The organism is Bacteroidota bacterium (genome assembly GCA_016715945.1).
GTDB lineage: Bacteria > Bacteroidota > Bacteroidia > Bacteroidales > F082 > JALNZU01.
In genome coordinates, this window is record JADJXJ010000001.1 from 1,922,550 (window position 1) to 1,948,055 (window position 25,506).

The following is a 25,506-nucleotide window of genomic DNA, read 5'->3' on the forward strand; positions in this document are numbered from 1 at the left end:
TAGCCCGGATGTGCCGGGCTGAGCCTTGATTGGAACTAGAGTGAGATGACAGCCCGTATGACGCCCGGGAACATGTGCTCGTTGTGTTGTTGCAGGAGGTACATGGCTCCGTCGAAAACCAGTAAAAAACCGCCCTGAAGCACAATTGCCCTGCCAAAACCCTTCAGCATATCGGCACGCTTTTCTGCTTTTGACGATCGGTGCCACATGTAAGTGCCTGCCGCCATGTAGAGGACATCAAGCCCCGCATTGACCAGATATAACTTCTTGATCCTGAGATGCTCATCTGCAAGCTCCTGGAAAGGCACCGACGCCAGGTCCTGCTGCGAAAAGTTCCACATGGCATAGCCAGCAATCCCCAGGTTGACCACGTTCCAGGCCAGGTTCATCTGATGAAAATAACGTGTGGCACCCTCGCTCCGCCTCATCCCGATGGCTCCGACAGTCATGTTGGCCACAGCCCAGCTGCCAAGCACAACCATCCCGGTTTGATTGGTACGCCGGCTTTTTTCGAAGAAGTCCAGCTCGGGCGAACCTGCATACAAACCCGTAGAAATAAGGACAAAGAGCAGGGGCAGGAAATGTTTCATGTGGTCAGCGTGGTTTTTTGCCAAAGTAACGATTCAAACCCTACTGTTGTTCAATCAGGTAGAAGCCAGCCTGTCGAGCGTGGTGCGGATAAGCTTTTCCATATATGGCTGATAGTTGGGCGCGAACTTCTCGGTCACCCTGTTGGCAATGATCACGCACAAGGTTAGGGCGTCGTGTCCGAGCAGCTTACTCAGGCCGTACAATGCGGAGCTTTCCATTTCGAAATTGGTGATGCGGTGACCGCTGTAAGCAAACGATTCCATCTTCGAATTCATCAGCTTATCGGGCAAACGCAGCCTGAGGCTTCTTCCCTGTGGCCCGTAAAAACCTGGTGCAGTGGCGGTTACACCCCTGAGATAGCCCTGGCCGATTGTTTGCAGCAGCTCGTCGGAAGCCCTGACCACGTAAGGATGGGGCAGCAGCTTATTCCATTCGGTGTGAGCCAGAAAGGCATCTTTCATACCCTGATCCATTACCTCTTTGGCTCCTTCGTAAAAGTAAAGCAGCCCATCGAGGCCAAGGGCATACTCTGAAGCAACCACACTGTCGCCCACCGGCACATCGGGCTGCAATGCCCCCGAGGTTCCCAGCCTGATCAGGCGAAGCCTGGTATGTTCGGCTTTTGGAATGCGGGTCTTAAGGTCAATATTAAATAGGGCATCCAGTTCATTGACTACAATGTCAATATTGTCGGTACCCATACCGGTGGAGAGCACTGTGATACGTTTTCCGCGATAATAGCCGGTATGGGTGATGATTTCGCGGTTCGATACTTCGAATTCCACTTCGTCGAAAAAGGCAGACACCTTTGACACCCGTTTCGGATCGCCTACAAGAATGATATCGGTGGCCACCTGCTCGGGCATCAACCTGAGGTGATAGACCGAACCATCGGCATTGAGCGGCAGTTGCGAGTCGGGAATTGGCTTATGGGTCATGGCATTTGCTTTCTAAATTTGCAAAGGTAATTGGTTTGGATGAACAACCGCAGATTGGCTTCAAAGGTGAACTTAAGCGCAGCAAGGCTGTTCTAAGGCCTCAACTTCATAAGATATGCAACAAAAAAAAGGCAAGGCAGAAATCATTTCCATAGGCGATGAGCTGATGATCGGTCAGGTTATCAACAGCAATGCTTCGTGGATGGGAGAACAATTATTCTCTGCAGGAATAGCACTTGTGCGCGTTACTACCATAGGCGACAACGAAGCCGACTTGCACGAGGCACTGGATTCCGCCCTGAACAGGGCACAGTTTGTTTTTCTGACCGGGGGGCTGGGGCCGACTTCCGACGACATCACCAAGCCTGCATTGTGCAATTATTTCGGGGTTTCGCTGGTTTGGAATCAGGAAGCTTACGCGCAGGTCGAAGCCCTCTTTGCCCGGCGGGGCATGGGCGTAACGGAGCGCAACCGCCAGCAGGCCATGCTTCCGTCCAACTGCTTGCCCATACCCAACCCCAACGGAACAGCACCGGGAATGTGGTTCGAGCACCGGAGTTCGGTCATCGTTGCTATGCCCGGCGTGCCTTTCGAGATGAAACCCATGTTTACTGACGAAGTTCTGCCCAGGCTCAGGACAAGGTTTGGCGAGACAAACTATTTTTTCCGAACGGTGATGACCACCGGCGCCGGCGAGTCGGCCATAGCCGAACGTTTGCGGGATTTTGAAGCCGGGCTGCCCGAGGGCTTCAAACTGGCCTACCTGCCACAGCCCGGCATTGTGCGCCTGCGCCTGGGGGCAACAGGAAGCGACGGCCAGCAGATACTTCAGATGCTCAACAGCAAGGTCTCAGAACTGGTTTCCCTCCTTCCGGATCTGGTTTATGGATTTGACAACGAAATGCCCGAGGAAACTGTTTCGCGTATGCTGCGGGAGGGCAACCTCACCCTGGGGCTGGCCGAGAGCTGCACCGGAGGTTACCTGGCGCACCTGATCACCAGCCTTCCCGGCAGCTCTGCCATTTTCAAAGGAAGCATCGTAGCATATGCCAATGAGGCGAAAACAGCTCTGCTTGGTGTTGACGAATCGCTCATCTCTGCCTTTGGAGCTGTCAGTCAGGAAGTTGCCTTAGCTATGGCGCAGGGAGCCAGACAAAGGCTACAAACCGATTATGCGCTGGGCATTACCGGAATAGCCGGACCTGATGGCGGCACGCCCGAAAAACCTGTGGGCACAGTCTGGATTGCACTTGCCGGACCAGCGCACACCTATGCAAAGCATTTCAGGTTTGGCGACAAACGCGAGCGCAACATACGCCGAAGCGCCCTGGCAGCCCTTGATATGCTGCGCAAGGCGCTTCTGAAGTAAATTGTTTTTTCAATAACGATTATTCCGGCAGGACGGCACTCATCGTCACGATGTTTCTGTCCACCTTCTTGAATAAGCCCTGCAACACCGTACCCGGGCCAACTTCGACAACAGTACGCACGCCACTGGCAATCATGTTTTGCATGATTTGCGTCCAGCGGACAGGCGAAGTGAGCTGGGCAATCAGGTTAGTTTTAATGATTTCCGGATCGTTGACCGACTGTCCGGTAACATTTTGATAAATCGGGCAGATTCCTTTGGCAAATTTGGTGGCGTTGATGGCTTCGGCAAGCTCGAGGCGGGCAGGCTCCATGAGGGGCGAGTGGAAAGCGCCTCCAACCTTGAGGGGCAGTGCGCGTTTTGCGCCGGCTGCCAGCAGCAGTTCGCAGGCTTTGGCCACGCCGGCCTCGGTTCCGGAGATGACCAGCTGGCCGGGGCTGTTGTAGTTGGCCGGAACCACTACCTCGTCTTTTACACTGGCGCAAATGCGCTCCACTTCGGCATCGTCCATACCCAGGATGGCTGCCATGGTGCTGGGCTTGAGCTCGCAGGCGGCCTGCATGGCCATGGCACGTTTGTAGACCAGCCTGAGCCCATCTTCAAAGCTCAGCGTACGGTTGGCCACAAGCGCCGAAAACTCGCCCAGCGAGTGACCGGCAACCATGTCGGGCTTAAATTCATCGCCCAGCACTGTGGCCAGGATCACAGAATGAAGAAAAATTGCCGGCTGGGTGACCTTGGTTTGACGCAAGTCTTCTTCCGTACCATCGAACATCAGTTCGGTGATCTTGAATTTGAGGATGGTATTGGCCTTCTGAAACAACTCTTTTGCTTTGGCCGATTTCTCGTAAAGGTCTTTACCCATACCCGGGTACTGTGCTCCCTGACCGGGAAAAACATAAGCTTTCATAGTGTCTGGTTTAGTTGAACCAAAGGAGGCCGCTCGCGCATCAGTTTCCGGAGAAATGTTTCACGGGGCAGCGGCAAAAATAACAATTTCGTTGCGCCCTTCCGTTTGGCTGTTTCCGCAATATTTCAACAACACGCCCCCTTTTATGCACACATTGCAGCTCAGGAAAGGTAAAATGGTTTTCAATAGCCTGTCTCAGATATGCATCCTGTTCTGGATCAGGCTGATAAATTCTGCCCTGGTTTCCATCCTTTGAAAGGCTCCTGTAAAATCGCTGGTGGTTGTTACCGAACTTTGCTTTTGCACCCCACGCATCGACATGCATAGATGGCGGGCCTCAATGACCACAGCCACACCGAGCGGATTGAGGGCAGTCTGGATGGCTTCTTTGATTTGGGTGGTCAGCCTTTCCTGTACCTGCAGGCGCCTTGCATAAGCTTCCACCACCCTGGCTATTTTACTTAGTCCGGTGATGTATCCGTTAGGGATGTAGCCCACGTGCGCCTTGCCGATGAAAGGAATCATATGGTGTTCGCAAAGCGAAAAAACCTCGATGTCTTTCACGATGACCATCTCCCGGTAGTCCTCTTTGAATTTGGCTGAAAGCAGGATCTGCACCGGATCGTGGTCGTAGCCCTGGGTTAAAAACTGGATTGCTTTGGCAACACGCTTTGGGGTATCCAGCAGGCCCTCCCGGGTGGGGTCTTCGCCAATGAGGCGCAGAATGGCTTCGTAGTGCGCCTGAAGCTCAGCGAGCTTTTCGGGCGCATATTTTTCTATCTTTTCGTAGCCAAGCAGTGGTTTAGGCTGGTGCTTACTGGTCATTCTTCAGGTATTTCGAGCTGCAAAGTTAGGATTGTTTGCCGGCAGGTTTGAAATTACCGCGCGGCTTTTGCATCCTGACGGCCAGCCGTGATTCGAATACCGCATAAACAGCATAGTAAACAAGAAAAAGCAACAGAAAGATACGCGCCTCACCTTTGTTGAACAACAGGTAAACAACAATGAAAGTGAGGTATAACAGCAGTTTCAGTCCTGTGCTGATCAGAAAAAAATTGGCAAACGCATGCTGTTTCTTGTGCATCACCTTCAGAAAATAGCCAAAGAACAGGCCTCCGGAAACATAGAAAAGCAAGAGCGACCAGATCCATCCATTGGTTTGCCAGTTATCGGGCAAAAACGACAGGGCTATCCATGTGATTGCTGCAAGGCCCAGGGTGATCCACAGCTGCTTGAGCAGGTATTGACGCAGGGTCATGATTTATTCTTTTTGTTGAGCAAGTCTTTGGTGGCGTAATAAATTGCCAAAGCAACCGATAAACCGCTCAGCACAACCGTAAACAGCGGAAACTGCCAGCCGGTGGCGCTGTCGGCCCACCAGCCACCTGCCACGCCGGCGAGAATGATAAACAGCATCTGGAAGGCCATGGCAGAATAGCGGGCGTAAGTTTTAAGCTGATCGGGCAACTTACCTTTTCTTTCTTCTTTTGAATCAGTCATTGGTGGATTTGTTCCCGGCAACCATGACGCATCTGCCATTGAAAACCGCTCCAACCTCGATGGCCAGCCTGGCCGTAACCAAATCGCCCTGTACCTCAGCTGAGGCCTTGAGCGTGGTGAGTTCGGCCGTGTTGATGTTGCCATTAACCTTGCCAGAAATGTCGGCATTGGCACAGTTAATGTTACCCTCGACCACGCCGGTAGATCCGATGACAATGCGGCCCTGACTCTTGATATTACCCTGAAGGTTTCCATCAATCCGAAAATCACCCTGAAGCTCGATATCGCCTTTGATGATTGTGCCCTGGCCCAGGATGTTCCTCACCGCAGAATCGTGCACAACAGATGTAAGCTTTCTCAATTTTTTCAGTATTTGGTTAACAATTACGGATAATATTTCTTCAGGAACCTGCTGTATTCCTGTATGTCTTTCTGTCGGTAGAAGACTGGATAGTTCGACAGCGAAACCGGCATTACGAAATAATCGCCGGGGTTGACGCCCCCGAAAACGTAATCGGACTGCGCAAGGGCCACCCTGTACGATTCAGCCTCGTTGCTTCCCGCAAAGTTGCCCACAGTAATCAGGGTGTATTCGTCGTTGAGCACCAGGCTACGCAGGTTAAGGTTGGATGTCGCAAAATTGCGTGAATTGAAATCGGACAACCTCACCCTAAGAGGATCGATGCGCACCCTGGCGGTGTTGGCTACCACCATCACAAGATGACCTGATTCAGGTTCAAAGGTATAGGGGAAAGTTTCTTCGGCCTGGCCTTCTGCGGGCTGATCACCGGGCAGATCAGGCACTTCCACATTGAGTTTGTAGGTTTGGTTCAGCCCGCGAAGGATGGAAGCAGCAAGCGGGGCTACGGGGCTGGTCTGGTAGGAACGCACAATGTTTTCGAGCACAACCGCCATAGAATCAACCACATACACACGACCCATAGCTACTGCCCTCAGAAACTCGAATCGCGGAAAGAGGTCAACATCGTTGCTGTACAAGTTTCTTGCTCTTGTGGTATTAAGCAGCACCCTGAAATACTCCTCATTTTGATAGGCCTGCAAAGTCTGCTCATAAAAACTCAGGGATTCATCCCCCATGGCTGCCTTTTTGACAAAATACTCCGGATCTTCGATCACACGCGCGTAATCGGTGTTCGGATAGAGCTGGGTGATGAGTGAGGCGTATCGTTCGGCATCGGATGTTTCACCTCTTGCAAGGTGCATACGGTAGAGCGAGTACCAGGCCTGAAGCCTGAATTCAGTCTCTGAAAACCTGTTTAACAACATGTTGTAAGCCTCAATCGAGCGCGGATAGTCGTTGAGCTTCTCCTTATAAATATAGCCTAAATTATTCAGGGCTTCTTCGATCATATAGAGCGAAGCTTCCCTGGCTTCGGGTGTGAGCGGGAGGTCGCGAAGGTAATATTCGCGGTCAGTTTCGGTGTAGGTTTTTGCCGCCGAGTCGGCAGGGTTATTTCCTCCGGCAACTCCTCCGAGGGCAATGTTTTCGCTTCCTACCGACCCCAGACTCGACTTGTCGCTGATGCGCCAGTTGTCTTCGAGCTTGCGCCGGCCCCACTTTCGAAGGAATTCGGTATATCCGAAGCTCAGGGTATTGGGATTGTAGAAATACCATTCCCGCGACTGGTCAACAGGCGAACCTCCGCCCCTCATGCCCATTTCGCGGTTCATGAGCACGTTTCGCTCCATTTCGCGCTCTTCCTGTTCTTTTCTGGCTCTCTCATCTTTGATGGCCCTGATGATGCCATCGATGAGCCCCATGCGGCTCACCGAGTCCATGCTTGCCACCCTGAGCAGGCTGTCCTGCAACCGGATTGTGTTCAGGTTGTCAACCAGTTCGCTGAGCACGGTAGCCTTGTTGCGGATGCTGTCGTAGCCCGGGAAATCGCGGTTGAGGGCGCTCACGGCGGTATCGTAATAAGCCTGGGCATTGATGTAGTCGTTGAGGTCGAAATACATGGAAGCCAGCCTCAGGCTCGACGAAGCCTGCTGTTGTTTGTTGCGCGTGCTGCGGGCTACCGAAAGGCGGAGGTATTCCATGGCTTTTTCGGTATCGCCTTCGCCCAGGGCAATATCGGCCAGTGCTGCATAAATCTTGTCGTGGTAGTCGTCGTTCTTTGGGTCGCGTAACATGCGCTGCAGGCTCCTGACCAGGTCGCGGCTGCTGCCGCTGGTGCTTTCGAAATTGCGGGCCATATTGATGCGGGCCTCGAACGCCATGGCATAACTTGGGTTGGCCTTTGAGCACCCGGGCAAAATATTCGTTGGCTTTTTGTTTATCCCCGTACAGCTGGTGAATCTGTCCAACGATAAAGAGCACCCGGGTGCGGTAATACTTGCTCCGTGTTTCGCTGAGCGACTGATTCAAAACATCCAGGGCCTGGTTGTAGCGACCGGCGGCAATCAGAAAATCAGCTGCCACCAGACTGAGGTTTTCGCGCACTTCGCGGGGCATAATGGCAGTGCGGCTCCTGCTGCGCAGCGACTCAATCATGGCTTCGGCCCGTTCGAACTGACCGAGCTGGGTATAGGTTCGCACCAGCCAAAGGTCGGCCGTGTGGGTAATGTCGTTGTAGTTGTATTGGCTGGCCACAAACTCGAATGTACGGCGTGCGCTGATATAATCCTGCTTGTAAAAATGCGCCTTGCCCATCATCAGGTAGCTGTCGTCAATCCAGCGCACCTGCTCCCTGCCCCCGAATACCATAGAGTGTTTTTGCACTCCTATGGCACCTTTTTCGATCGCACGCTCCATCTGCGCATTGATTCTGGCCGCTTCAGATTTTGAGCCATAGTTGAAAACCCTCAGCACCTTCGAATAGTCATCTTCGGCCGATTTGCGCAGCTCGGCCACGCCAGCCTTGAGACTTTCGTTTCCGTTCCAGTAAACATTGTAACGACTTGTCAGGTTATGATAAGCCCGCCTTGTCCAGGTATTCTTTTTGGTGGAACACGCCTGCGCCAACAACAGCAGAGCAGGCAGAAGCAAAAGGTAAGATTTGTTTCTAAAAAAAGCTTTCATCCGGATGTATTGCAACCTGTTCTAACGTCCGTCAGCGCAACTTAGTCTGTAAGCACGACATAAAAGCGCTTCGCAGCAAAGGTATGCAAATTCCTTCCTGAGATGTTGCCCTGCCCCAAACCTGGCTTGTGATTCACTGCAAGCGGATTAATCGTAACTTTGCACCGCTCAGGCAGCAAACCCTCATATGGCGCGCGACAAAAGAAAGTGGTACCAGAAACTGCATAATAAGTACAGGCTGGTAATGTTCGACGATGAGTCGTTCGAAGAAAAAATCAGCTTCCGGCTCAGCCGTATGAATGTGTTTGTGGTGGTTGTCAGCCTTAGTTTTTTTCTGGTTTTTATCACCACCTACATCATTGCTTTTACGCCGCTTCGCGAATATATTCCCGGATACACCGACCTGGAAACCAAACGCTCGGTGTACAATCTGCAACGACGTGCCGACTCGCTCGAACGGGTTTTTGAGCAGAAACAGCTGTTTTTCGACAACATCCGCCGGGTGATCATGGGCTACGACGAATCCGCTGACAGCCTGATGGCAGTGCAGCAGAGCTTTCGCAACAAGCCAGCTGTGAAAAGCGACACCATACGTTTCACACGCTCGCGCGAGGACAGCCTGCTCCGCCTCGAATTCGAAAGCATTGAACGATTCAACCTTCTGGCCGAGGGCAGCATCATTCCGGAATCCAGACGAAGGGCCATGGGTATTGCTAACTTTTTTGTTCCGCTGCGGGGCACCATTACCAACAAATTCAATCCTTCGCAGCGGCACTTTGGGGTGGACATCGTCAGCCGGCCCAACGAAGCCATCAAAGCAACCCTCGAAGGGGTGGTGGTGTTTGCCGACTGGACTCCGGAAAAAGGCTATGTGATTGGCATTCAACATGCCGGAAACTTTTTCTCGGTTTACAAACACAATTCGGTGCTGCTCAGGCGCGAAGGCGATTTTGTGAGGGCAGGCGAACCTATTGCCATCATCGGTCAGGGCGGGGAACTCAGCACCGGCCCCCATCTGCATTTCGAGTTGTGGTACAATGCAAGTCCCATCAATCCGGAAGATTATATCTCATTCTAACACTCTGTTTTTCTGTTGTTTAAGTATTTTTGAGAAATCCCTGAAAACCACACAACTAAATTTTGGTTAATCTTGCAAGCCATTTTAAAGAGTTGATTTAACAAGGTTTTTTCGAACAAGCAATTTATTCCCCGACATGGAAATTCTTATAAAAATTCTTCAGTTGCTTCTGAGCCTGTCCATTCTTGTCATTGTGCACGAGTTTGGTCATTTTGCAGCTGCAAGGCTATTCAACACCAGGGTCGAAAAATTCTATCTGTTTTTCAATCCCTGGTTTTCTTTGTTCAAATTCAACTACAAAGGCACGGAATATGGCATCGGATGGCTTCCACTGGGGGGATATGTCAAGATTGCCGGCATGATCGACGAATCAATGGACAAAGAAGCCCTCAAACAAGCACCCCAGCCCTGGGAATTCAGGTCGAAACCGGCCTGGCAGCGGCTGATCATCATGTTGGGCGGGGTGATTATGAACGTGGTCCTTGCTTTTGTCATCTACATCGTGATGCTCACCGCTTATGGTGAACAATACCTGCCCACTTCCGAAGCCAACCGCTACGGCATAGCCACCGATTCGCTCGGCAGGGCTTTTGGTTTGGCCAATGGCGACCGCATCCTGGCAGTTGACGGACACGAAGTAGCCGATTTTAATAAAATCCCGCTGACCATCATCCTCGAAAAAGCCCGCACCATCACCGTGGAGCGCAATGGGCAGGTGCAGGTGATCGAATTGCCGGAAGGCGCCATCGGACAGTTGGTCAAACATCAGTCGCCTTTGTTCCTCTCTGCGCGCATCCCTTTTGTAGTTCAGGGATTTCCCGAAACCTCGGCTGCCCGCGATGCCGGCGTTTTGCCTGGCGACACCCTGCTATCCATCAATGGTGAGGAAGCCAGTTATTTTCAGGACTTCCGGGAAAAGATCCAGCAATACCGCAGCCAGCAGATCATGCTTGGCCTGAAACGCGGTGATGACACCTTATATCTGAGGGTCAATGTACCTGAGGCCGGACTGATCGGCGTTTTTCCTGTTCAGCAACTCGACGCCTTTTTCAATCTGGCCAAAAAAGACTATTCGTTGCTCACCGCCATTCCCGCTGGCATGTCGAAAACTGTGGACGGCATCAGCGGCTATCTGAAGCAGCTGAAACTCATTTTCTCGCCCGAGGTAAAAGCCTACGAAAATGTGGGCGGATTCATCGCCATCGGGAATATTTTCCCGGCCGAGTTTCACTGGGAAAGCTTCTGGCGCCTCACTGCATTCCTCTCCATCATGCTGGCAGTGCTTAATCTGCTCCCTATTCCGGCACTCGATGGCGGTCATGTAACCTTCCTGCTCTATGAAATTGTAGCCCGCCGCAAGCCAAGCGACAAATTCATGGAGGTTGCACAAATCATCGGAATGGCCATTCTGCTCGCACTGATGATATTTGCCAATGGCAACGACATCGTCAAACTGTTCCGGTAGCAGGAGCTATGCCGAGAACTTTTCACGCAGCGGACGAAAACCTTCGCCCAGTATTTCATCGGCATCGAGCACGGTAAGAAATGCTTTCTGATCGGTGCGTGCAACAAATTCCTGCAGCAAGGCTACTTCACGACGGTTGAGCACTACATAAACCATCGGACGCTCGGCCAGTGAATACATCCCCTGCACCTTTAGCATGGTGCCTCCACGTTGCAGCCTGTGGATGATAAAGTCGGTCACTTCGTCCTGCTTTTCGCTGATGAGCAGAACTACTTTGTCGTACTTGAGGCCTTGCATCACCAGGTCGATCAGCTGTCCCATCACAAAAATGGCCAGCAACGAATAGAGCGGGATGGCCCAATCGCCAAAAACAAAGGCCCCCAGAGCCACGATCAGTCCGTCAACCATCATCATCAGTTTCCCCAACGGATTGCCCGTCCATTTTCCCAACATCATGGCCAGCACATCGGTGCCGCCACAGGTCGCTTTTGCCTTGAACAACAAGCCAACCCCAATCCCGATGATGGCGCCGCCGTAGAGCGACGACAGCAGCACATCGTCTTCCACCACCGGCTGCCCCTTGGTAAGCCAGCTGAGGCTATCCATAAAAGCCGAGGTAAAGATGAAACCTGTGAAGGTTTTGGCCCCGAATCTCGGTCCGATCACCCTGATACCCAGTAAGGTGAGTGGTATGTTGAAAAAAATGGCTGTCAGCCCGACCGGAGTCCCCAGGGTGTGGTGCAATATGATGGAAATGCCATAAATGCCACCCGGAACAATGCGGTGCGGGGTAATGAACAGCACATACCCGGCAGCAATGATGAATGCCCCGGCCAGAATCATGGCATAAGCCTTGAACCAGCTGCGGCTGAAAGGTTTGTACCGGACAATGTAGCCCATCAGTCGCTTACTTTGTCTTTGAGCGACTTGAATCCCTCGCCTAAAATCTCGTTGGCGTTGATGACCGTAACAAAGGCCCGGGGATCGATCGCATGGATATACTCCTGAAGCATGGCCATCTCGCGCCGGTTGACCACAGTGAAAATGATGGTGCGCTCAGCTCCGTTGTACATACCCTGTCCCTTGATAAAAGTGCCCCCACGGTTCAGGTCGTGAATAATTTTGTGCCTGATTTCCTCGTACTTGTCCGAAATGATGAACAGGGTTTTGTCGTAATTGATCCCCTGCAGGATGGTATCGATCACGCGGCCGGTGATAAAGATCACGATAAGGGAGTACAACGGTATTTTCCAATCCTTAAAAACGGCCAGCCCCAACAGCACAATGGCAGAATCTACATAAATAAGCAACTGTCCCACAGGGAGTTTAGTGTATTTACTAATGATCATGGCCACGATATCGGTGCCTCCCGAGGTGGCTTTCGATTTGAAAATCAGCCCCAGGCCAAGGCCTAGAAAAACTCCGCCAAAAATGGACGACAGCAAAGGTTCGTCCGGAACAAGCGGGTCGGCACCGTAAAAGTAAGTTATGCCATCCACAAACATGGCCGTGAGCAGAAATCCCACTATGGTTTTGGCGCCAAACCTCGGCCCCAGGATCCGGATACCCAGCAGGGTAAGCGGGATGTCCATGCTGAGGGCAGTCATCCCCACAGGAAAACCAAAAATGTAATGCAGCACGATAGCGATACCATACACCCCACCGGGAACAATTCTGTAAGGGGTGATAAAAAGCACGAAACCTGCAGCCAGAATAAAGCTGCCAACCACAATGAGGCTGTAGTTGATCAGCCATTTTTTGGAGAACACTTTGTCTTTCTGAAGAAAAGGCATACGATGATTTTGGGGCAAAGTTAGGATTTTGCCGCGGCTGTCAGTTTAGTGGCATAATGTGCAATAAACAGACCGTTTGAAGGTTAATATCCGTAAACCTGCCGGATGTGCTAAATAGCAATGTGTATGCATTATTAAGGCACGCAGGGTCAGGTTGGATGAAAAGTATTAATTTAGCGGCTTCCTAAGAAGTGCTTAGGTTAGATAATGACATTGGTTATCAGGACTTTAATCATCATCTTGTTGCTATTAGGGGCACAGTGGCGCATGTTTGCGCAACAAGCTCCCATATTTACGCATCATGGAAGCACGCATGCATTCACCAATCCCGGCTTTGCCGGACTTGGGGAGGGCATATGCGTGAATGGTATTGTCCGCCAGCAATGGGCCGGTTTCAAAGACATGGAGGGCAACAAAGTGGCGCCTGAGACTTTTCTGATCACAGGCGACATGCCCGTTAACCTCCTCAGGGGCGGGGCATCGTTGGCTATTTTACAGGACAAGATTGGTTTTGAGCGCAATGTGGGGGTGCAGCTGGGCTATGCCTATCATGCAGGATTTGCTGGCGGAACCCTGGGTTTGGGAACAGCGCTCAATTTCCTGAACCGTACAGTAGATTTTTCCAAGTTCAAACCGCACTCGAGCGGCGACCCGATTTTGGCACAAGGCGAATTGAGCGACATGCTCTTCGACTTCAACTTCGGCATCTTTTATGAAGTGCTTGAAAAGTATTATGCAGGGATTTCGGTAACCAATCTGCTCGAAAGCCGGGGTAAGGCCCTCACTTCCAATTCGGAAGCCAGTTTTGTGACCGACCGCACCCTCTATCTGGTGGGTGGTTATCAGTTTACTTTGCCCAATAATCCGGAATTTACTGTACAGCCATCCGTGAGTTTGATGAGTAATTTTTCTGCATGGCAGATGAACCTTTCCGGAACATTGCTGTACAATAATCAGTTTTGGGGAGGCGTTAATTATCGGCCCGAAGAATCAGTAGGCCTGCTTGTTGGAATGAAAATACTCGACCTGAAAGTCAGTTACAGCTACGACATCAATATCATGGGGCTGGGAGTACCCGGTTCGCACGAGGTGAGCCTCGGCTACTGTTTCAAAGTGCGCACCGAAAAATACACCCGAACCTATCGCAACACCCGATACCTGTAATGAATTATAATTTGCTGATTACCAGATACTTGAACCTAAGATGAAGAAAATTCTGATGATTGCCGGTGCTGCGCTCGTGCTCGCCTCCTGTGGCAGCTCGAACCAGGGCGAACTTGTAGGTGCGCGTAAGAAATCTAAACCTTTCTACCAGCCCGACCCTTACGGCATGGTGTTCATTCCGCAAGGAAGTTTCACCATGGGTGCAGGAGGTGAGGATATTGTAAAAGGCTCACTGAATCAGCCAAAAACCATCTCTGTTTCAGCATTTTTCATGGATGAAACCGAAATTACCAACAATGAATACAGGGAATTTGTCTGGTACGTGCGCGACTCGATTGCGCGCACCCTGCTGGGTGAGATTCAGCCCGACAAATACCTGATCACTGAAGACCCAAAAACCGGCGAACAGTTCGACCCCCCGCACCTCAACTGGAAAACACCTATTGATTGGAACAGCAAAGACCAGGAAATACGCCAGGCCCTGGAGCAAATGTATCTACCCGACCTCGAACGTTATTTCCGCCGGAAAGAAATTGACACACGCAAGCTCAACTATGTGTATTACTGGGTTGACCTGCATGCAGCTGCCAAGAAAGAATTTGACGAAAACGGCAAATACGATTACCGCAATGCCGGTCTGGCCAACCGTCCGCAAGGCCTGACCAACCGTTCGGTTTACGTGCGCAAGGAAATGATCAACGTGTATCCCGACACCTTGGCCTGGATTCACGACTACGCTTATTCGTTCAACGACCCGATGACTGAGAAATATTTCTGGCATCCGGCGTATGACCATTATCCCGTTGTTGGCGTCAACTGGCTGCAAGCCAGGGCATTTTGCGTGTGGCGTACCGAAAAACTGAACAATTACCTGTTGTCGAAAAAAGGCGAAGTGGCACTGGCCGAATTCCGCCTGCCCACCGAAGCCGAGTGGGAATGGGCTGCCCGCGGTGGAAACAACCTTAACCCCTACCCATGGGGCGGGCCTTACACACGCAACGATCAGGGATGTTTTCTGGCCAATTTTAAACCATTGCGCGGCGATTACATTGCCGACGGTGGCCTGCGTACGGTGATTGTCGGTCATTATCCGCCCAACGACTTTGGCCTGTACGATATGGCCGGAAACGTGGCCGAATGGACCAACAGCGCATTCGACCCCGCATCGTACAACCTCACCTGGGACATGAACCCCAACTATACCTACAACGCCAAAGAAAACGACCCTCCGGTAATGAAGCGCAAAGTCATCAGGGGTGGTTCGTGGAAAGACATCGAATACTACCTGCAGGTGACAACCCGTGCCTATGAGTATCAGGACACAGCCAAAAGCTATATCGGTTTCCGCACCATTCAGCCATTCCTTGGCCGAAACCAGGGCGATAACCCTTTGAGATCCTCAAGAGTTTACAGATAATATAAGATTTGTCGAATCAATCATCAATCATTCCACCATGAGTTTCAGCAAGTTTCTGAGAAGCAAAAAGTATAAAAAAGTAATGTCGATGATTTATGGCATTGGTGCCTCCATCGTAATCATCGGTGCACTTTTCAAGATCAACCACTACCAGGGGGCCAATGAGCTGCTTGCCATTGGTCTGATTACAGAAGCCATCATTTTCTTCTTTTCTGCTTTCGAACCTCCGCACATCGAACCCGACTGGAGCCTGGTTTATCCTCAGCTCGCCGGCATGTATCACGATACCCCCGTTCAGCAGGAATTGCAGAAAACCAGCAGCTCGTCGCAGCAGCTCGACAAGTTGTTTCAGGAAGCCAATATCGACAAGGAAACCATTGAAAAATTCGGTCAGGGACTTCGCAAAATCAGCGAGCAGGCCAATCAGCTCAGCCAGGTTGGCAATGCCGTAGTAGTCACCGCTGAATTTTCGGACAGCCTCAAAAATGCCTCCAAAAATGTGAACGAGCTTGCCGGCTCCTATAAAAAGGCTTCTGAAGTGCTTAGCAAAGACGCGATGGCCACAGTAGAATTTGTGGACAACATGAAAGGGGCAGCCGAAAATGCTTCCAGGCTCAGCAGCGCTTATGGCCAGGCAGCCGAAGCCATCCGCAAAGAGGTAAGCACAACCGAAGAACTCTCGAACACCGTCAGAACGGCAGCCCAATCAGCCAAAATGCTGGCTGAATCTTATGCCATTTCGGCTTCTACCCTCAAAAAGTCAATGGAATCGCTCGATTTCGGTAAGCTTGACGGGGAAGCCTACAACCGCCAGCTCCAACAGATAGCCAAAAACATGGCTGCACTGAATCAGGTGTACGAGATGCAGCTGCAGGGCGCAGCCAAAAACGCCGAAGCTGCCGATAGCCTGCAGAAAACCATGAACCTCTACCTGGAAAAGATGAACCAGACTGCCGCCAACACCCAGCAGCTCAACCAGCAGATGATGGAGCTGAACCAACGTATCAGCGCACTCAACAAGGTGTATGGCAATATGCTGTCGGCCATGAATTTCAAGGCATAAAACAAAACCATCGCAACAAAACCGGAGATTACAGCCCATGGCAGGATATAAGGAAACCCCAAGGCAGAAGATGATCGGGATGTTGTACCTGGTTTTGACTGCCTTGCTGGCCCTCAACGTTTCGAAAGACATACTTGATGCCTTTCTGGTGGTCAACGAAAGTATGGTAAGTACCAACGAAAGCTTCACCAGCAAGATTGTCAGCGAGTATGGACGCTTCGAAAACCAGTACAACATGAACCCCGCGAAGGTGGGTGAGTTCTGGGAAAAAGCCCAGGAAGTCCGCAGGCGCACCGTCGAACTGCTCAACTACATTGAAGACATACAGCTGGAGGTTGTGGCACGGTCGGAACGCATTAGCAAAGAACAAGCCCTGGAACGCTTTTTTGAAATGCGGGAGGTGCCCGACCGCATGAACCCCGGCCAGACTATCCGGAAGCCACAGGTCAGGCTGGCTGATGTGCCTTCGCGCGACAAATACGACGAAGCCACCAACTTCATGATCGGTCAGAATAAAAACGGAAAAGCATACGAACTGGCCAGAAAACTCGATGAATACCGTGAATTTATTCTGAGCATTGTTGGCGAAGCCTATGCCGACAAAATCGGCCTCAACACAAAAGGGCGTTACACCGACGCCACAGGAACACCTCAGGACTGGCAATACCACAATTTTTACCATACCATTCTTGCGGCCAACATCACCATCCTCAACAAAATCATGGCCGAAATAAAGAATGCGGAATTCGACGCCATCAACAGGCTCTACGCCAACATATCGGAGAAAGATTTCAAATTCGACAACATCTCGGCCAAGGTCATTCCCCGTTCAACCTACATTCTGGCCGGGCAGAACTACGAAGCTGAAGTGCTTGTGGCAGCCTACGACTCCAAAACCAATGCTGATGTACGCGTGCTGCGTGGTGTAGACCGCATTACCGACGCCAACATTGGCAGCGCTCAGGTAGTAAAGAGTCAGAATGGAGTGGTCAAACTTAGTTTTCCCGCACAAACCGTTGGTCCACAGCGCTATGCAGGCATCATCGAGTTGCGCGATCCCGTGAGCCAGGAAATCGTGCGCTATCCATTCTCGGCCGATTACATTGTGGCTCCGCCCTCGCTCACCGTTGCCCCGCTGAAGATGAACATCCTTTACGCAGGGCTTAAAAATCCCATATCACTCTCATCGCCGGGTATCCCCGCCGAACAAATCGTGCCCTCCATCTCAGTGGGAAAAATCACCAAAAAACCCGACGGCACTTTTGAAGCCGAAGTTCCGGTGAGTGCACGCACAGCCACCATCAGCGCCGTGGCCAATGTGGACGGACGCAGCCTGCCACTGGGCAGCTTCGAGTTCCGCGTTAAACAAGTACCTAACCCTGTGGCCAAGATTGCCGACATGACCGACGGCCAGATTGACCGCAACCGCCTGCTGGCCGCCCGCGCCATCATCCCCGAAATGGTTGACTTCGATTTCAGCGACTACCATTTCGAAATCGTACAATACGAACTCACCACCTACAGGGGCAACGAACTGCAGCGCACAGGCACCATCCGTGGCAACGTGTTTACTGAGCCTGTGCTCAACATCATCCGAAATGCAGCCCGTGGCCAACGGCTCTACTTCGAACGCATCCAGGCCAAAAGTCCGGATGGAACCATGCGTACATTGAATCCTATCAACCTGGAAATCATTTAGCAACTTTTTTTTGGCATGAAAAATATCATCCTGAGCCTGACTGTTTTATTCGCCTGCCTGACATGGATTCCTCAGGCGGATGCACAAATCAGGGACGAACGTCCGGTGGACGGACTCTTCGCCACCAATTCTGCGCTCGAAAAAGAACCCATACCGCTTCCCAGTATTCGCGAGGCAGATGTGATGTGGTCGAAAAGGGTGTGGCGCGAAATTGACTTCCGCCAGAAAATGAACCAGCCGTTCTACTACCCGATTGAGTCGCACAACAACTGGCGCAGCTTCATCAATGTGCTGATGGACGGCCTGAAAGAAAACAAGTTTAAGGCCTACGAGGTCAGCAATACCGACGAACTGCTCGTTCCCATCACACATCGCGAAATCCTGGCCAAACAGACCGACACTTCATATGTGCGTCAGCGGCGGCCTTATCCGCCCTACGATGAGTACGATACCATGATCGTGCGTCAGTTCGATCCCACCCGTGTGATGCGTCTGCGCATCAAGGAAGACTGGTACTTCGACAAGCAGCGCTCGCAACTCATGGTGCGCATCATTGCCGTATGCCCGGTCATGATGGTTGAAAAAGACGGCAAAGAATTCTCGCAGCCATTGTTCTGGGTTAGCTACGACCAGGCACGAAGGGTGTTTGCGCAGGCACCCGTATTCAACAGGTTCAACTCGGCGGAAAAGCGAACCTATGATGAAATCTTCATCAAAAGGATGTTCGATAGCTACATTTACAAAGAGGAAAATGTGTTCGACCGCCGCATCAGCCAGTATGCCACAGGCCTGGATGCCCTGCTTGAGTCGGAGCGCATCAAAATGGAAATCTTCAACTTTGAACACGATCTCTGGCAATACTAACCGCATCAAACCAAACGCATAAGAGGCTGTCTCAAAGGTGAGGCAGCCTTTTTTTGACTGCAGAAATTCCAGAACCAAACTGCTCAGGAAGGATTAAAAAAGTGCCACAAGCCGAGGCAGAAGGCTAGCTACATAAGTGGAATTGGATGTAATTTAGAGGCTTTGTAAAAGCACCATGTACGTCAGCCTGCCGGATAAAAAGGTCGAATTTTTGAAGGGCGTCGGGCCGAAAAAAGCCGCTGTGCTTGCCAAAGAACTGAATATCAGTACCCTGGGCGAGCTATTGCAGCATTTTCCGTTCAGGTATATCGACAAAAGCAAGATTCACAAAGTAGCCGAGATAAACGACGAAACGGTTTATTATCAGCTGGTTGGTACCATCGATGGCATGCAGGCCCATGGCGGCCAGCGCACAACGCGCATCACGGCCTGGCTAAACGACGAAACAGGACGTATCGAGCTGGTGTGGTTTAAAGGATTGAGCTGGGTGAAAACACGATTTGTTCCGGGCAGAAAATATGTCATCTTTGGAAAGGCCAGTCTTTTCAACGGGCGCTACAACATCGTACATCCGGAGGTAGAGGACTACAATCCGGACGATTTCACCCTGGGCGAGAGTTTGCAAGGGGTGTACAGCACCACAGAAGCCATGAAGAGTGCTGGCCTGGGCACACGCGTTGTGGCTAAACTCATCAAAACCGCCCTCATGCAACTTGAAGGCGCTATCCCCGAAACCCTGCCAACGCACATCATTGAGCGCGAACACCTGCTGACCAAAGCTGACGCCATGCTCCGAATCCACCTGCCAGCCAACGCCGACGACATTCGCAAGGCGCAATACCGGCTCAAGTTTGAGGAATACTTTTTCTTTATCCTGAACAAGCAGCACGGCAAAAAACAGCGCGAACAGCAAAACAAAGGGCATGTATTTTCGAGGGTCGGCGAGCTATTCAACACCTTCTACCGCGACTATCTGCCATTTGGCCTGACGGATGCACAAAAACGGGTCATACGCGAGATGCGTGCCGACCTGGGATCGGGCATGCAGATGAACCGCCTGCTGCAAGGCGACGTGGGCAGCGGCAAAACGGTGGTTGCGCTCATGCTTATGCTTCTGGCTGCCGACAACGGTTTTCAGTCGGCCCTGATGGCACCCACGGAAATCCTCGCCCAACAACACTATCAAACCATCCGGCAGTTGCTTAAAGACCTGCCTGTGCAGGTGAGCCTGCTCACAGGCTCAACCAAAAAATCGGACCGCAACCTGATCCACAAGGCCCTTCAGGATGGCAGCCTGCAAATCCTCATTGGCACCCACGCCCTGATAGAAGACACGGTTCAATTTTCCCGCCTGGGACTGGTAATCATTGACGAGCAGCATCGTTTCGGGGTGGTTCAGCGTGCCAGGTTATACGAAAAAAACCAAAACCCACCCCACGTGCTGGTGATGACCGCCACACCCATTCCGCGCACCCTTGCCCTGACCCAGTACGGCGACCTGGATTACAGCGTGATCGACGAGCTGCCCCCCGGCCGTAAACCCATAGTAACCAGCCACATCTACCCCTCTCATCGCCTGCGGCTGATCAGCTTCCTGAAAAAACAAATTGCCGAAGGCAGGCAGATCTACATCGTTTACCCCCTGATCAAAGAATCGGAAAAACTCGACCTGATTGCCTTGCAGGAGGGATATGATGCCCTGCTGCGCGACTTTCCGGAGCCGGAATACCGCATATGTGTGGTGCACGGACGCATGAGCGCCGAGGACAAAGAATTTGAGATGCAGCGCTTTGCGAAAGGCCAGGCCCACATCATGGTAGCCACCACGGTGATCGAAGTAGGAGTGAATGTGCCCAATGCCACAGTGATGGTGATCGAACATGCTGACCGCTTCGGATTGTCGCAATTGCACCAGCTCCGTGGCAGGGTCGGACGCGGGGCCGACCAGTCGTATTGCATCCTGGTGACCGATTACAAGCTCACGGCCGAAGGCAAGGCCCGCATCAAAACTATGGTCGAAACCAACGATGGATTCCGCATTGCCGAGGCCGACCTCAGGCTCAGGGGGCCGGGCGATACGCAGGGCACACAACAATCCGGCATGCCAATGTTCAGGCTGGGCGACCTCAGCAAAGACGAAAAACTGATTCGCATAGTAAAGCGCACGGTTGATGAACTGCTCGACACCGACCCCGGCCTGAATTCACCTGCACACCAGCAAACCAAACGTGAATTTGAACGACTCTATCAGAAAACTTTCGACTGGAGTCAGATCGGCTAAAACCTTAACGGCACTGAACAAAAACATGTCATTTTGGCATTTTTAATACCTTTGCAAGCCAAAACACAGCCCCTATGAAGATTTCCTACAACTGGCTCAAAGATTATCTTTCGCTTGATATCAGCCCGGCAGAAGTTGCCGCTGCCCTCACTTCGGCAGGTCTCGAAGTTGAAGACATCATCGAATACGAATCGGTCAAAGGCAGCCTCAAAGGCGTTGTCACCGGTAAGGTGGTCGAATGCCGGCGGCACCCCAATGCCGACAAACTGAGCCTGACAAAGGTTGATGTAGGACAAGGGAATTTGCTCAGCATTGTTTGTGGTGCACCCAATGTGGCCGAAGGTCAGACTGTGCTCGTTGCCACCGTGGGAACGACCCTTTATAAAGGTGAGGAAGCTTTTCAGATCAGGCAGGCCAAAATACGTGGTGAATTGTCCGAAGGCATGATTTGCGCCGAGGACGAACTGGGTCTGGGCAACTCGCACGATGGCATCATGGTGCTCGACAACGCCATCGGGGTTGGTCGCCCTGCATCGGAGCTGTTCAATGTGGTGAGCGATACTGTGTTCGAAATTGGCCTGACACCCAACCGTGCCGATGCAGCTTCACACATCGGTGTGGCCCGCGACCTGATGGCCGTGCTCAATCACCGTGCAGGCTACAAAAAATATGCACTGACACTGCCGGACACCTCCAATTTTGCTACCGGCAACCCAAGCCTACCCATCAGGGTTATCGTGGAAGACACGGAAGCATGTCCGCGTTACTCCGGTTTGAGCATCACCAACCTCAGGGTTGGCCCTTCACCCGAATGGCTTCAAAACAGGCTCAAGGCCATAGGATTGCGTCCCATCAACAACGTGGTGGACATCACCAATTATGTGCTTTTCGAAACCGGCCAGCCCCTGCACGCCTTCGATGCTGCTGCGGTAACCGGCAATACTGTGGTGGTAAAAAAACTGCCAAAGGATACACCTTTTGTCACGCTCGATGGCGTTGAACGCAAGCTCACGGGCAACGACCTGATGATCTGCAATGCCAGCGAGGGCATGTGCATTGGCGGGGTGTTTGGCGGCTTGCATTCGGGAGTAACCGAATCAACCACCGCCATTTTCCTCGAAAGTGCCTGTTTCGATCCCCGTACCATCCGGCGCACAGCCCGCCATCACGACCTGCACACCGACGCCTCTTTCCGCTTCGAGCGCGGCACCGACATCCAGGCCACCGTTTTTGCACTAAAACGCGCTGCACAGCTGATTAAGGAAGTCTGCGGCGGAGAGGTGGCTTCTGAAATTATTGATGTGTACCCCCAGCCACGCGAAAGAGCCCTGGTGCAAATCGACTTTGGCAGACTCGACAAACTGGCCGGTCAGCACATCCCTGCTACGCAGGTGCTTGCCATCCTGGAAGACCTTGATTTCTACGTTGTTGAGAAAAACGAGACCACCGCAAGCCTGAGCGTGCCCACCGCCAAGGTGGACGTGTACCGCGAGGCCGACATTGCCGAGGAAGTGCTGCGCATCTATGGGTACGATAATATCCGCATCCCGGAAAAAATCAATGCCTCGCCCGATGCCACACAATCCGGACAGGACGAAGCCCTCAGGCATGCCATCTCGGATATGCTCGCTGCCAAAGGCTTCAACGAAATCATGAACAACTCGCTTACAAAAAGCGAGTACACAGCCAGCCATCCCGCTTTCGACAGCGGGAAAAATGTCAGCATCCTCAACCCCTTGAGCAGCGATCTGAACGTATTGCGCCAAAGCCTGCTCTTTGGCGGACTCGAAACCATTGCCTACAACCAGAACCGAAAACAAACCGACCTCAGGCTGTTCGAATTCGGAAAAACCTATCATTTCGATCCCGGCAAACTGAACCAGGACCAGCCGCTGGCCCCCTACTCTGAATTTTTAAGACTTTCTATGCTGATCACAGGCATGAAACAGGCCGAAAGTTGGCTGGCGCCTCAGCAACCCGCCGACTTTTTCGATATGAAACAAATCGTGGAAGCCCTGATCTCGCGCCTGCGAATCCAACGTAACCTGTTTAGCCTGAGCACATTTGGCGACAGCCTCTTTGATGCGGGCTTGCAATACAGCATCAACAATGTTGCGCTCATCAGGTTCGGACAACTGAGCAAACAAACCACCAGGGCCTTCGACATCCGTAAGCCGGTCTTCTGGGCCGATGTGGCTTGGGAAGAATTGCTCAGTTTTGTGCCCAAACGCAGCCTCACCTATGTGCCGGTGCCCAAGTTTCCGTCGGTGCGCCGCGACCTGGCACTGGTGATTGACAAGCACATCACCTATGCCGAGCTCGAGAGTGCCGCATACAAAACTGCTGGTCAGCTGCTTAGCAACATCAACCTTTTCGACATTTATGAAGGCGATAAAATTCCGGCCGGCAAAAAATCGTATGCCATCAGCTTTGTGTTGGTTTCGCCTGAGAAAACGCTGACCGACAAAGAAATAGATCAGACCATGGAACGTTTGATCAATACATTCAGCACCCAGTTTGGTGCAAGCCTTCGCCAGTAAACTTAAAAACAACACCTCATGACCGATATCCAGTCAATCAAACAACGTTTTGGCATCATTGGGCACGACAGCCGTCTGGAACGGGCCATACAGGTTGCCGTGACCGTAGCCCCCACCGATCTGACGGTGCTCATCACGGGCGAAAGCGGCGTGGGCAAGGAGGTGTTTCCTAAAATTATTCACCAGTCGAGTGCCCGTAAACATGGCCCATACATCGCAGTAAACTGCGGTGCAATACCGGAAGGCACAATAGATTCAGAACTGTTTGGCCACGAAAAAGGCTCTTTTACAGGAGCTTACGAAGCCAGGAAAGGATATTTTGAGGTAGTCAACGGTGGTACAATTTTTCTGGATGAAGTAGCCGAACTCCCGCTCTCGACCCAGGTCAGGTTGTTGAGGGTATTGGAAACCGGCGAGTTTATCAAAGTCGGCTCGTCGAAAGTGCAAAAAACAGACGTGCGGGTGGTTGCCGCCACCAACGTCAACATTCCTGAAGCCATAGAGAAAGGCCGGTTCCGGCAGGACCTCTATTACCGGCTCAACACGGTACCTATCACCATCCCTCCCCTGCGCGAGCGCAAAGGCGACATTGTGCTGCTGTTCAAAAAGTTTGCAGCCGACTTTGCCGAAAAATACCGGGTGCCTGTGCTGCAACTCACCGACGATGCGGTGGAAATGCTCGAAAACTACCGCTGGCCAGGCAACATCCGACAATTGCGCAATGTGACCGAGCAGATCAGTATCATCGAAAAAAACAGGCTGATCACCGCGCAAACCCTCAAAGCCTATCTGCCGGCCGAACCCTCCAACATGCTTCCGGTAATCTTCCACAAGGAAAAAGAGGACGAAAAACTGAGCGAGCGCGACATATTATATAAGGTGTTGTTCGACATGAAGCGCGACATCATGGAGCTTAAAAAAACCGTGGCCAACCTGCTGGAGGGTCAACCCGAAGCCGAGCACTTTTCAACTGAGCGCACAGCTCAGATCTTCCGTCCCATCGAAACCAGCCCGCACAAGTTCGACGAGCTGTATGAATCATTGCCTGCCGAACTTCAGGAAGATGAGCATGAGGTGGTGCCCACCGAAATAATCAACGAAACCCTCTCGCTACAAAAAAAGGAGATGGACCTGATCAGGCTCGCCCTGGAAAAACACAAAGGCAAACGCAAAAATGCCGCCCAGGAATTGGGCATCAGCGAGCGCACCCTGTATCGCAAAATCAAGGAATATAACATAGATTTGTAGAAAAACCGCATGCACAACCTTCACAGGAGACTCCTGCCAATGCGCGGATTGAAAATGATTGCTGCAGTTCTAATCCTGCTGCAGCTTTCTTCCTGTGGTATCTATTCCTTCACCGGAGCAAGTATTCCGCCGGAGGCGAAGACCTTTTCGGTGGAACAGTTTGCCAACAACGCCCTGCTGGTTGAGCCGCTGCTCAGCAATATCCTGACCAATGCCCTCCGCGACAGGTTTTCGAGCCAGACTACCCTGCGGCAGGTAGCCACCAACGGCGACCTGGCCTTCGAAGGCGAAATTGTGGATTACAACGTCAGTCCTGCCGCCATTCAATCCGACCAGACTGCCGCACTCAACCGCCTCACCATCACCGTGAATGTGAGGTTTTACAACAAATTTGAAGAATCGAAGAATTTCGAAAGCAGGTTTTCGCATTACCTCGACTATCCAAGCGATCAGGATCTTAACGTAGTGAAAGACAGGCTGATTGCAGAAATCACCGAGGTGCTTGTAGATAATATTTTCAACAAAGCCGTCGTAGACTGGTAA

The 25,506-nt window shown here is 51.8% G+C and carries 22 protein-coding genes; 12 read left to right on the plus strand and 10 right to left on the minus strand.

The features are described from left to right. Positions 1–35: 35 nt before the first annotated feature. Together IPM52_07395 and IPM52_07400 are read right to left on the minus strand one after the other, a co-directional pair. Positions 36–590, minus strand: coding sequence for a hypothetical protein (locus IPM52_07395; GenBank protein ID MBK9291435.1), 555 nt, complete (start codon positions 588–590; stop codon positions 36–38). 54 nt (positions 591–644) lie between these two features. Beyond that, the gene (locus IPM52_07400) at positions 645–1,529 is read right to left on the minus strand and encodes a nucleoside phosphorylase (GenBank protein MBK9291436.1); all 885 of its coding nucleotides are present in this window, start codon (positions 1,527–1,529) and stop codon (positions 645–647) included. Positions 1,530–1,644: 115 nt separating this feature from the next. Here IPM52_07400 and IPM52_07405 point away from each other — a divergent pair, with 115 nt between their 5' ends. Further along, positions 1,645–2,898, plus strand: coding sequence for a competence/damage-inducible protein A (locus IPM52_07405; GenBank protein MBK9291437.1), 1,254 nt, complete (start codon positions 1,645–1,647; stop codon positions 2,896–2,898). A 19-nt stretch (positions 2,899–2,917) separates the two neighbouring features. On the opposite strand, the gene fabD is transcribed toward IPM52_07405, so the two are convergent. The 6 genes from fabD to IPM52_07435 form a co-directional block, all read right to left on the minus strand. Continuing rightward, positions 2,918–3,808 carry an ACP S-malonyltransferase gene (gene fabD / locus IPM52_07410; GenBank protein ID MBK9291438.1) on the minus strand — a complete coding sequence of 297 codons (891 nt, stop codon included), beginning with the start codon at positions 3,806–3,808 and terminating at the stop codon, positions 2,918–2,920. Positions 3,809–4,003: 195 nt separating this feature from the next. Next, on the minus strand, positions 4,004–4,633 hold the full coding sequence (gene folE, locus IPM52_07415) for a GTP cyclohydrolase I FolE (protein MBK9291439.1): 630 nt from the start codon (positions 4,631–4,633) through the stop codon (positions 4,004–4,006). Between the two features lie 25 nt (positions 4,634–4,658). After that, positions 4,659–5,066, minus strand: a complete 408-nt coding sequence (locus tag IPM52_07420) for a hypothetical protein (protein MBK9291440.1) — start codon at positions 5,064–5,066, stop codon at positions 4,659–4,661. Then, entirely contained in the window at positions 5,063–5,308 is a 246-nt protein-coding gene (locus tag IPM52_07425) for an AtpZ/AtpI family protein (GenBank protein ID MBK9291441.1), read from the minus strand. Before IPM52_07425 ends, IPM52_07420 begins: the two co-directional genes overlap by 4 nt. Beyond that, entirely contained in the window at positions 5,301–5,669 is a 369-nt protein-coding gene (locus tag IPM52_07430) for a polymer-forming cytoskeletal protein (GenBank protein MBK9291442.1), read from the minus strand. The genes IPM52_07425 and IPM52_07430 overlap by 8 nt, the downstream gene beginning before the upstream one ends. 23 nt (positions 5,670–5,692) lie before the next feature. After that, the gene (locus tag IPM52_07435; protein ID MBK9291443.1) at positions 5,693–7,549 is read right to left on the minus strand and encodes a hypothetical protein; all 1,857 of its coding nucleotides are present in this window, start codon (positions 7,547–7,549) and stop codon (positions 5,693–5,695) included. Between the two features lie 989 nt (positions 7,550–8,538). Here IPM52_07435 and IPM52_07440 point away from each other — a divergent pair. After that, entirely contained in the window at positions 8,539–9,429 is an 891-nt protein-coding gene (locus IPM52_07440; protein ID MBK9291444.1) for a M23 family metallopeptidase, read from the plus strand. 136 nt (positions 9,430–9,565) lie between these two features. Continuing rightward, positions 9,566–10,894 (plus strand): RIP metalloprotease RseP, encoded by a 1,329-nt coding sequence (gene rseP / locus IPM52_07445; GenBank protein MBK9291445.1) that lies wholly within the window; start codon positions 9,566–9,568, stop codon positions 10,892–10,894. 6 nt (positions 10,895–10,900) lie between these two features. Here rseP and IPM52_07450 read toward each other — a convergent pair whose 3' ends face one another. Both IPM52_07450 and IPM52_07455 read right to left on the minus strand, forming a co-directional pair. Continuing rightward, entirely contained in the window at positions 10,901–11,794 is an 894-nt protein-coding gene (locus IPM52_07450) for a YitT family protein (GenBank protein ID MBK9291446.1), read from the minus strand. Continuing rightward, positions 11,794–12,687, minus strand: coding sequence for a YitT family protein (locus tag IPM52_07455; GenBank protein ID MBK9291447.1), 894 nt, complete (start codon positions 12,685–12,687; stop codon positions 11,794–11,796). Before IPM52_07455 ends, IPM52_07450 begins: the two co-directional genes overlap by 1 nt. Before the next feature lie 243 nt (positions 12,688–12,930). On the opposite strand from IPM52_07455, the gene IPM52_07460 reads away from it, so the two are divergent. From IPM52_07460 to IPM52_07500, 9 genes are all read left to right on the plus strand, one after another. Next, a complete protein-coding gene (locus IPM52_07460; GenBank protein ID MBK9291448.1) occupies positions 12,931–13,851 on the plus strand; it encodes a PorP/SprF family type IX secretion system membrane protein in 921 nt (306 codons plus the stop codon). A gap of 40 nt (positions 13,852–13,891) precedes the next feature. Next, a complete protein-coding gene (locus IPM52_07465; GenBank protein ID MBK9291449.1) occupies positions 13,892–15,268 on the plus strand; it encodes an SUMF1/EgtB/PvdO family nonheme iron enzyme in 1,377 nt (458 codons plus the stop codon). A gap of 37 nt (positions 15,269–15,305) precedes the next feature. Then, positions 15,306–16,331, plus strand: a complete 1,026-nt coding sequence (gldL, locus tag IPM52_07470; protein ID MBK9291450.1) for a gliding motility protein GldL — start codon at positions 15,306–15,308, stop codon at positions 16,329–16,331. A 37-nt stretch (positions 16,332–16,368) separates the two neighbouring features. Next, positions 16,369–18,030 (plus strand): hypothetical protein, encoded by a 1,662-nt coding sequence (locus tag IPM52_07475; GenBank protein MBK9291451.1) that lies wholly within the window; start codon positions 16,369–16,371, stop codon positions 18,028–18,030. A gap of 15 nt (positions 18,031–18,045) precedes the next feature. Further along, on the plus strand, positions 18,046–18,894 hold the full coding sequence (gldN, locus tag IPM52_07480) for a gliding motility protein GldN (GenBank protein MBK9291452.1): 849 nt from the start codon (positions 18,046–18,048) through the stop codon (positions 18,892–18,894). Positions 18,895–19,069: 175 nt separating this feature from the next. After that, on the plus strand, positions 19,070–21,175 hold the full coding sequence (recG, locus tag IPM52_07485; GenBank protein ID MBK9291453.1) for an ATP-dependent DNA helicase RecG: 2,106 nt from the start codon (positions 19,070–19,072) through the stop codon (positions 21,173–21,175). A 74-nt stretch (positions 21,176–21,249) separates the two neighbouring features. Then, positions 21,250–23,715 carry a phenylalanine--tRNA ligase subunit beta gene (locus tag IPM52_07490; protein MBK9291454.1) on the plus strand — a complete coding sequence of 822 codons (2,466 nt, stop codon included), beginning with the start codon at positions 21,250–21,252 and terminating at the stop codon, positions 23,713–23,715. An 18-nt stretch (positions 23,716–23,733) separates the two neighbouring features. Next, positions 23,734–24,963, plus strand: a complete 1,230-nt coding sequence (locus tag IPM52_07495) for a sigma-54-dependent Fis family transcriptional regulator (GenBank protein ID MBK9291455.1) — start codon at positions 23,734–23,736, stop codon at positions 24,961–24,963. Between the two features lie 39 nt (positions 24,964–25,002). Next, positions 25,003–25,506: an LptE family protein gene (locus tag IPM52_07500; protein ID MBK9291456.1), complete on the plus strand. Its 504-nt coding sequence runs from the start codon at positions 25,003–25,005 to the stop codon at positions 25,504–25,506.

Coding starts and splice junctions, on each gene's coding strand:
- IPM52_07395 (MBK9291435.1), bottom strand. CDS start 590: ATGAAACATTTCCTGCCCCTGCTCTTTGTCCTTATTTCTACGGGTTTG.
- IPM52_07400 (MBK9291436.1), bottom strand. CDS start 1,529: ATGACCCATAAGCCAATTCCCGACTCGCAACTGCCGCTCAATGCCGAT.
- IPM52_07405 (MBK9291437.1), top strand. CDS start 1,645: ATGCAACAAAAAAAAGGCAAGGCAGAAATCATTTCCATAGGCGATGAG.
- fabD (MBK9291438.1), bottom strand. CDS start 3,808: ATGAAAGCTTATGTTTTTCCCGGTCAGGGAGCACAGTACCCGGGTATG.
- folE (MBK9291439.1), bottom strand. CDS start 4,633: ATGACCAGTAAGCACCAGCCTAAACCACTGCTTGGCTACGAAAAGATA.
- IPM52_07420 (MBK9291440.1), bottom strand. CDS start 5,066: ATGACCCTGCGTCAATACCTGCTCAAGCAGCTGTGGATCACCCTGGGC.
- IPM52_07425 (MBK9291441.1), bottom strand. CDS start 5,308: ATGACTGATTCAAAAGAAGAAAGAAAAGGTAAGTTGCCCGATCAGCTT.
- IPM52_07435 (MBK9291443.1), bottom strand. CDS start 7,549: ATGGCGTTCGAGGCCCGCATCAATATGGCCCGCAATTTCGAAAGCACC.
- IPM52_07440 (MBK9291444.1), top strand. CDS start 8,539: ATGGCGCGCGACAAAAGAAAGTGGTACCAGAAACTGCATAATAAGTAC.
- rseP (MBK9291445.1), top strand. CDS start 9,566: ATGGAAATTCTTATAAAAATTCTTCAGTTGCTTCTGAGCCTGTCCATT.
- IPM52_07450 (MBK9291446.1), bottom strand. CDS start 11,794: ATGGGCTACATTGTCCGGTACAAACCTTTCAGCCGCAGCTGGTTCAAG.
- IPM52_07455 (MBK9291447.1), bottom strand. CDS start 12,687: ATGCCTTTTCTTCAGAAAGACAAAGTGTTCTCCAAAAAATGGCTGATC.
- IPM52_07465 (MBK9291449.1), top strand. CDS start 13,892: ATGAAGAAAATTCTGATGATTGCCGGTGCTGCGCTCGTGCTCGCCTCC.
- gldL (MBK9291450.1), top strand. CDS start 15,306: ATGAGTTTCAGCAAGTTTCTGAGAAGCAAAAAGTATAAAAAAGTAATG.
- IPM52_07475 (MBK9291451.1), top strand. CDS start 16,369: ATGGCAGGATATAAGGAAACCCCAAGGCAGAAGATGATCGGGATGTTG.
- gldN (MBK9291452.1), top strand. CDS start 18,046: ATGAAAAATATCATCCTGAGCCTGACTGTTTTATTCGCCTGCCTGACA.
- recG (MBK9291453.1), top strand. CDS start 19,070: ATGTACGTCAGCCTGCCGGATAAAAAGGTCGAATTTTTGAAGGGCGTC.
- IPM52_07490 (MBK9291454.1), top strand. CDS start 21,250: ATGAAGATTTCCTACAACTGGCTCAAAGATTATCTTTCGCTTGATATC.
- IPM52_07495 (MBK9291455.1), top strand. CDS start 23,734: ATGACCGATATCCAGTCAATCAAACAACGTTTTGGCATCATTGGGCAC.
- IPM52_07500 (MBK9291456.1), top strand. CDS start 25,003: ATGCGCGGATTGAAAATGATTGCTGCAGTTCTAATCCTGCTGCAGCTT.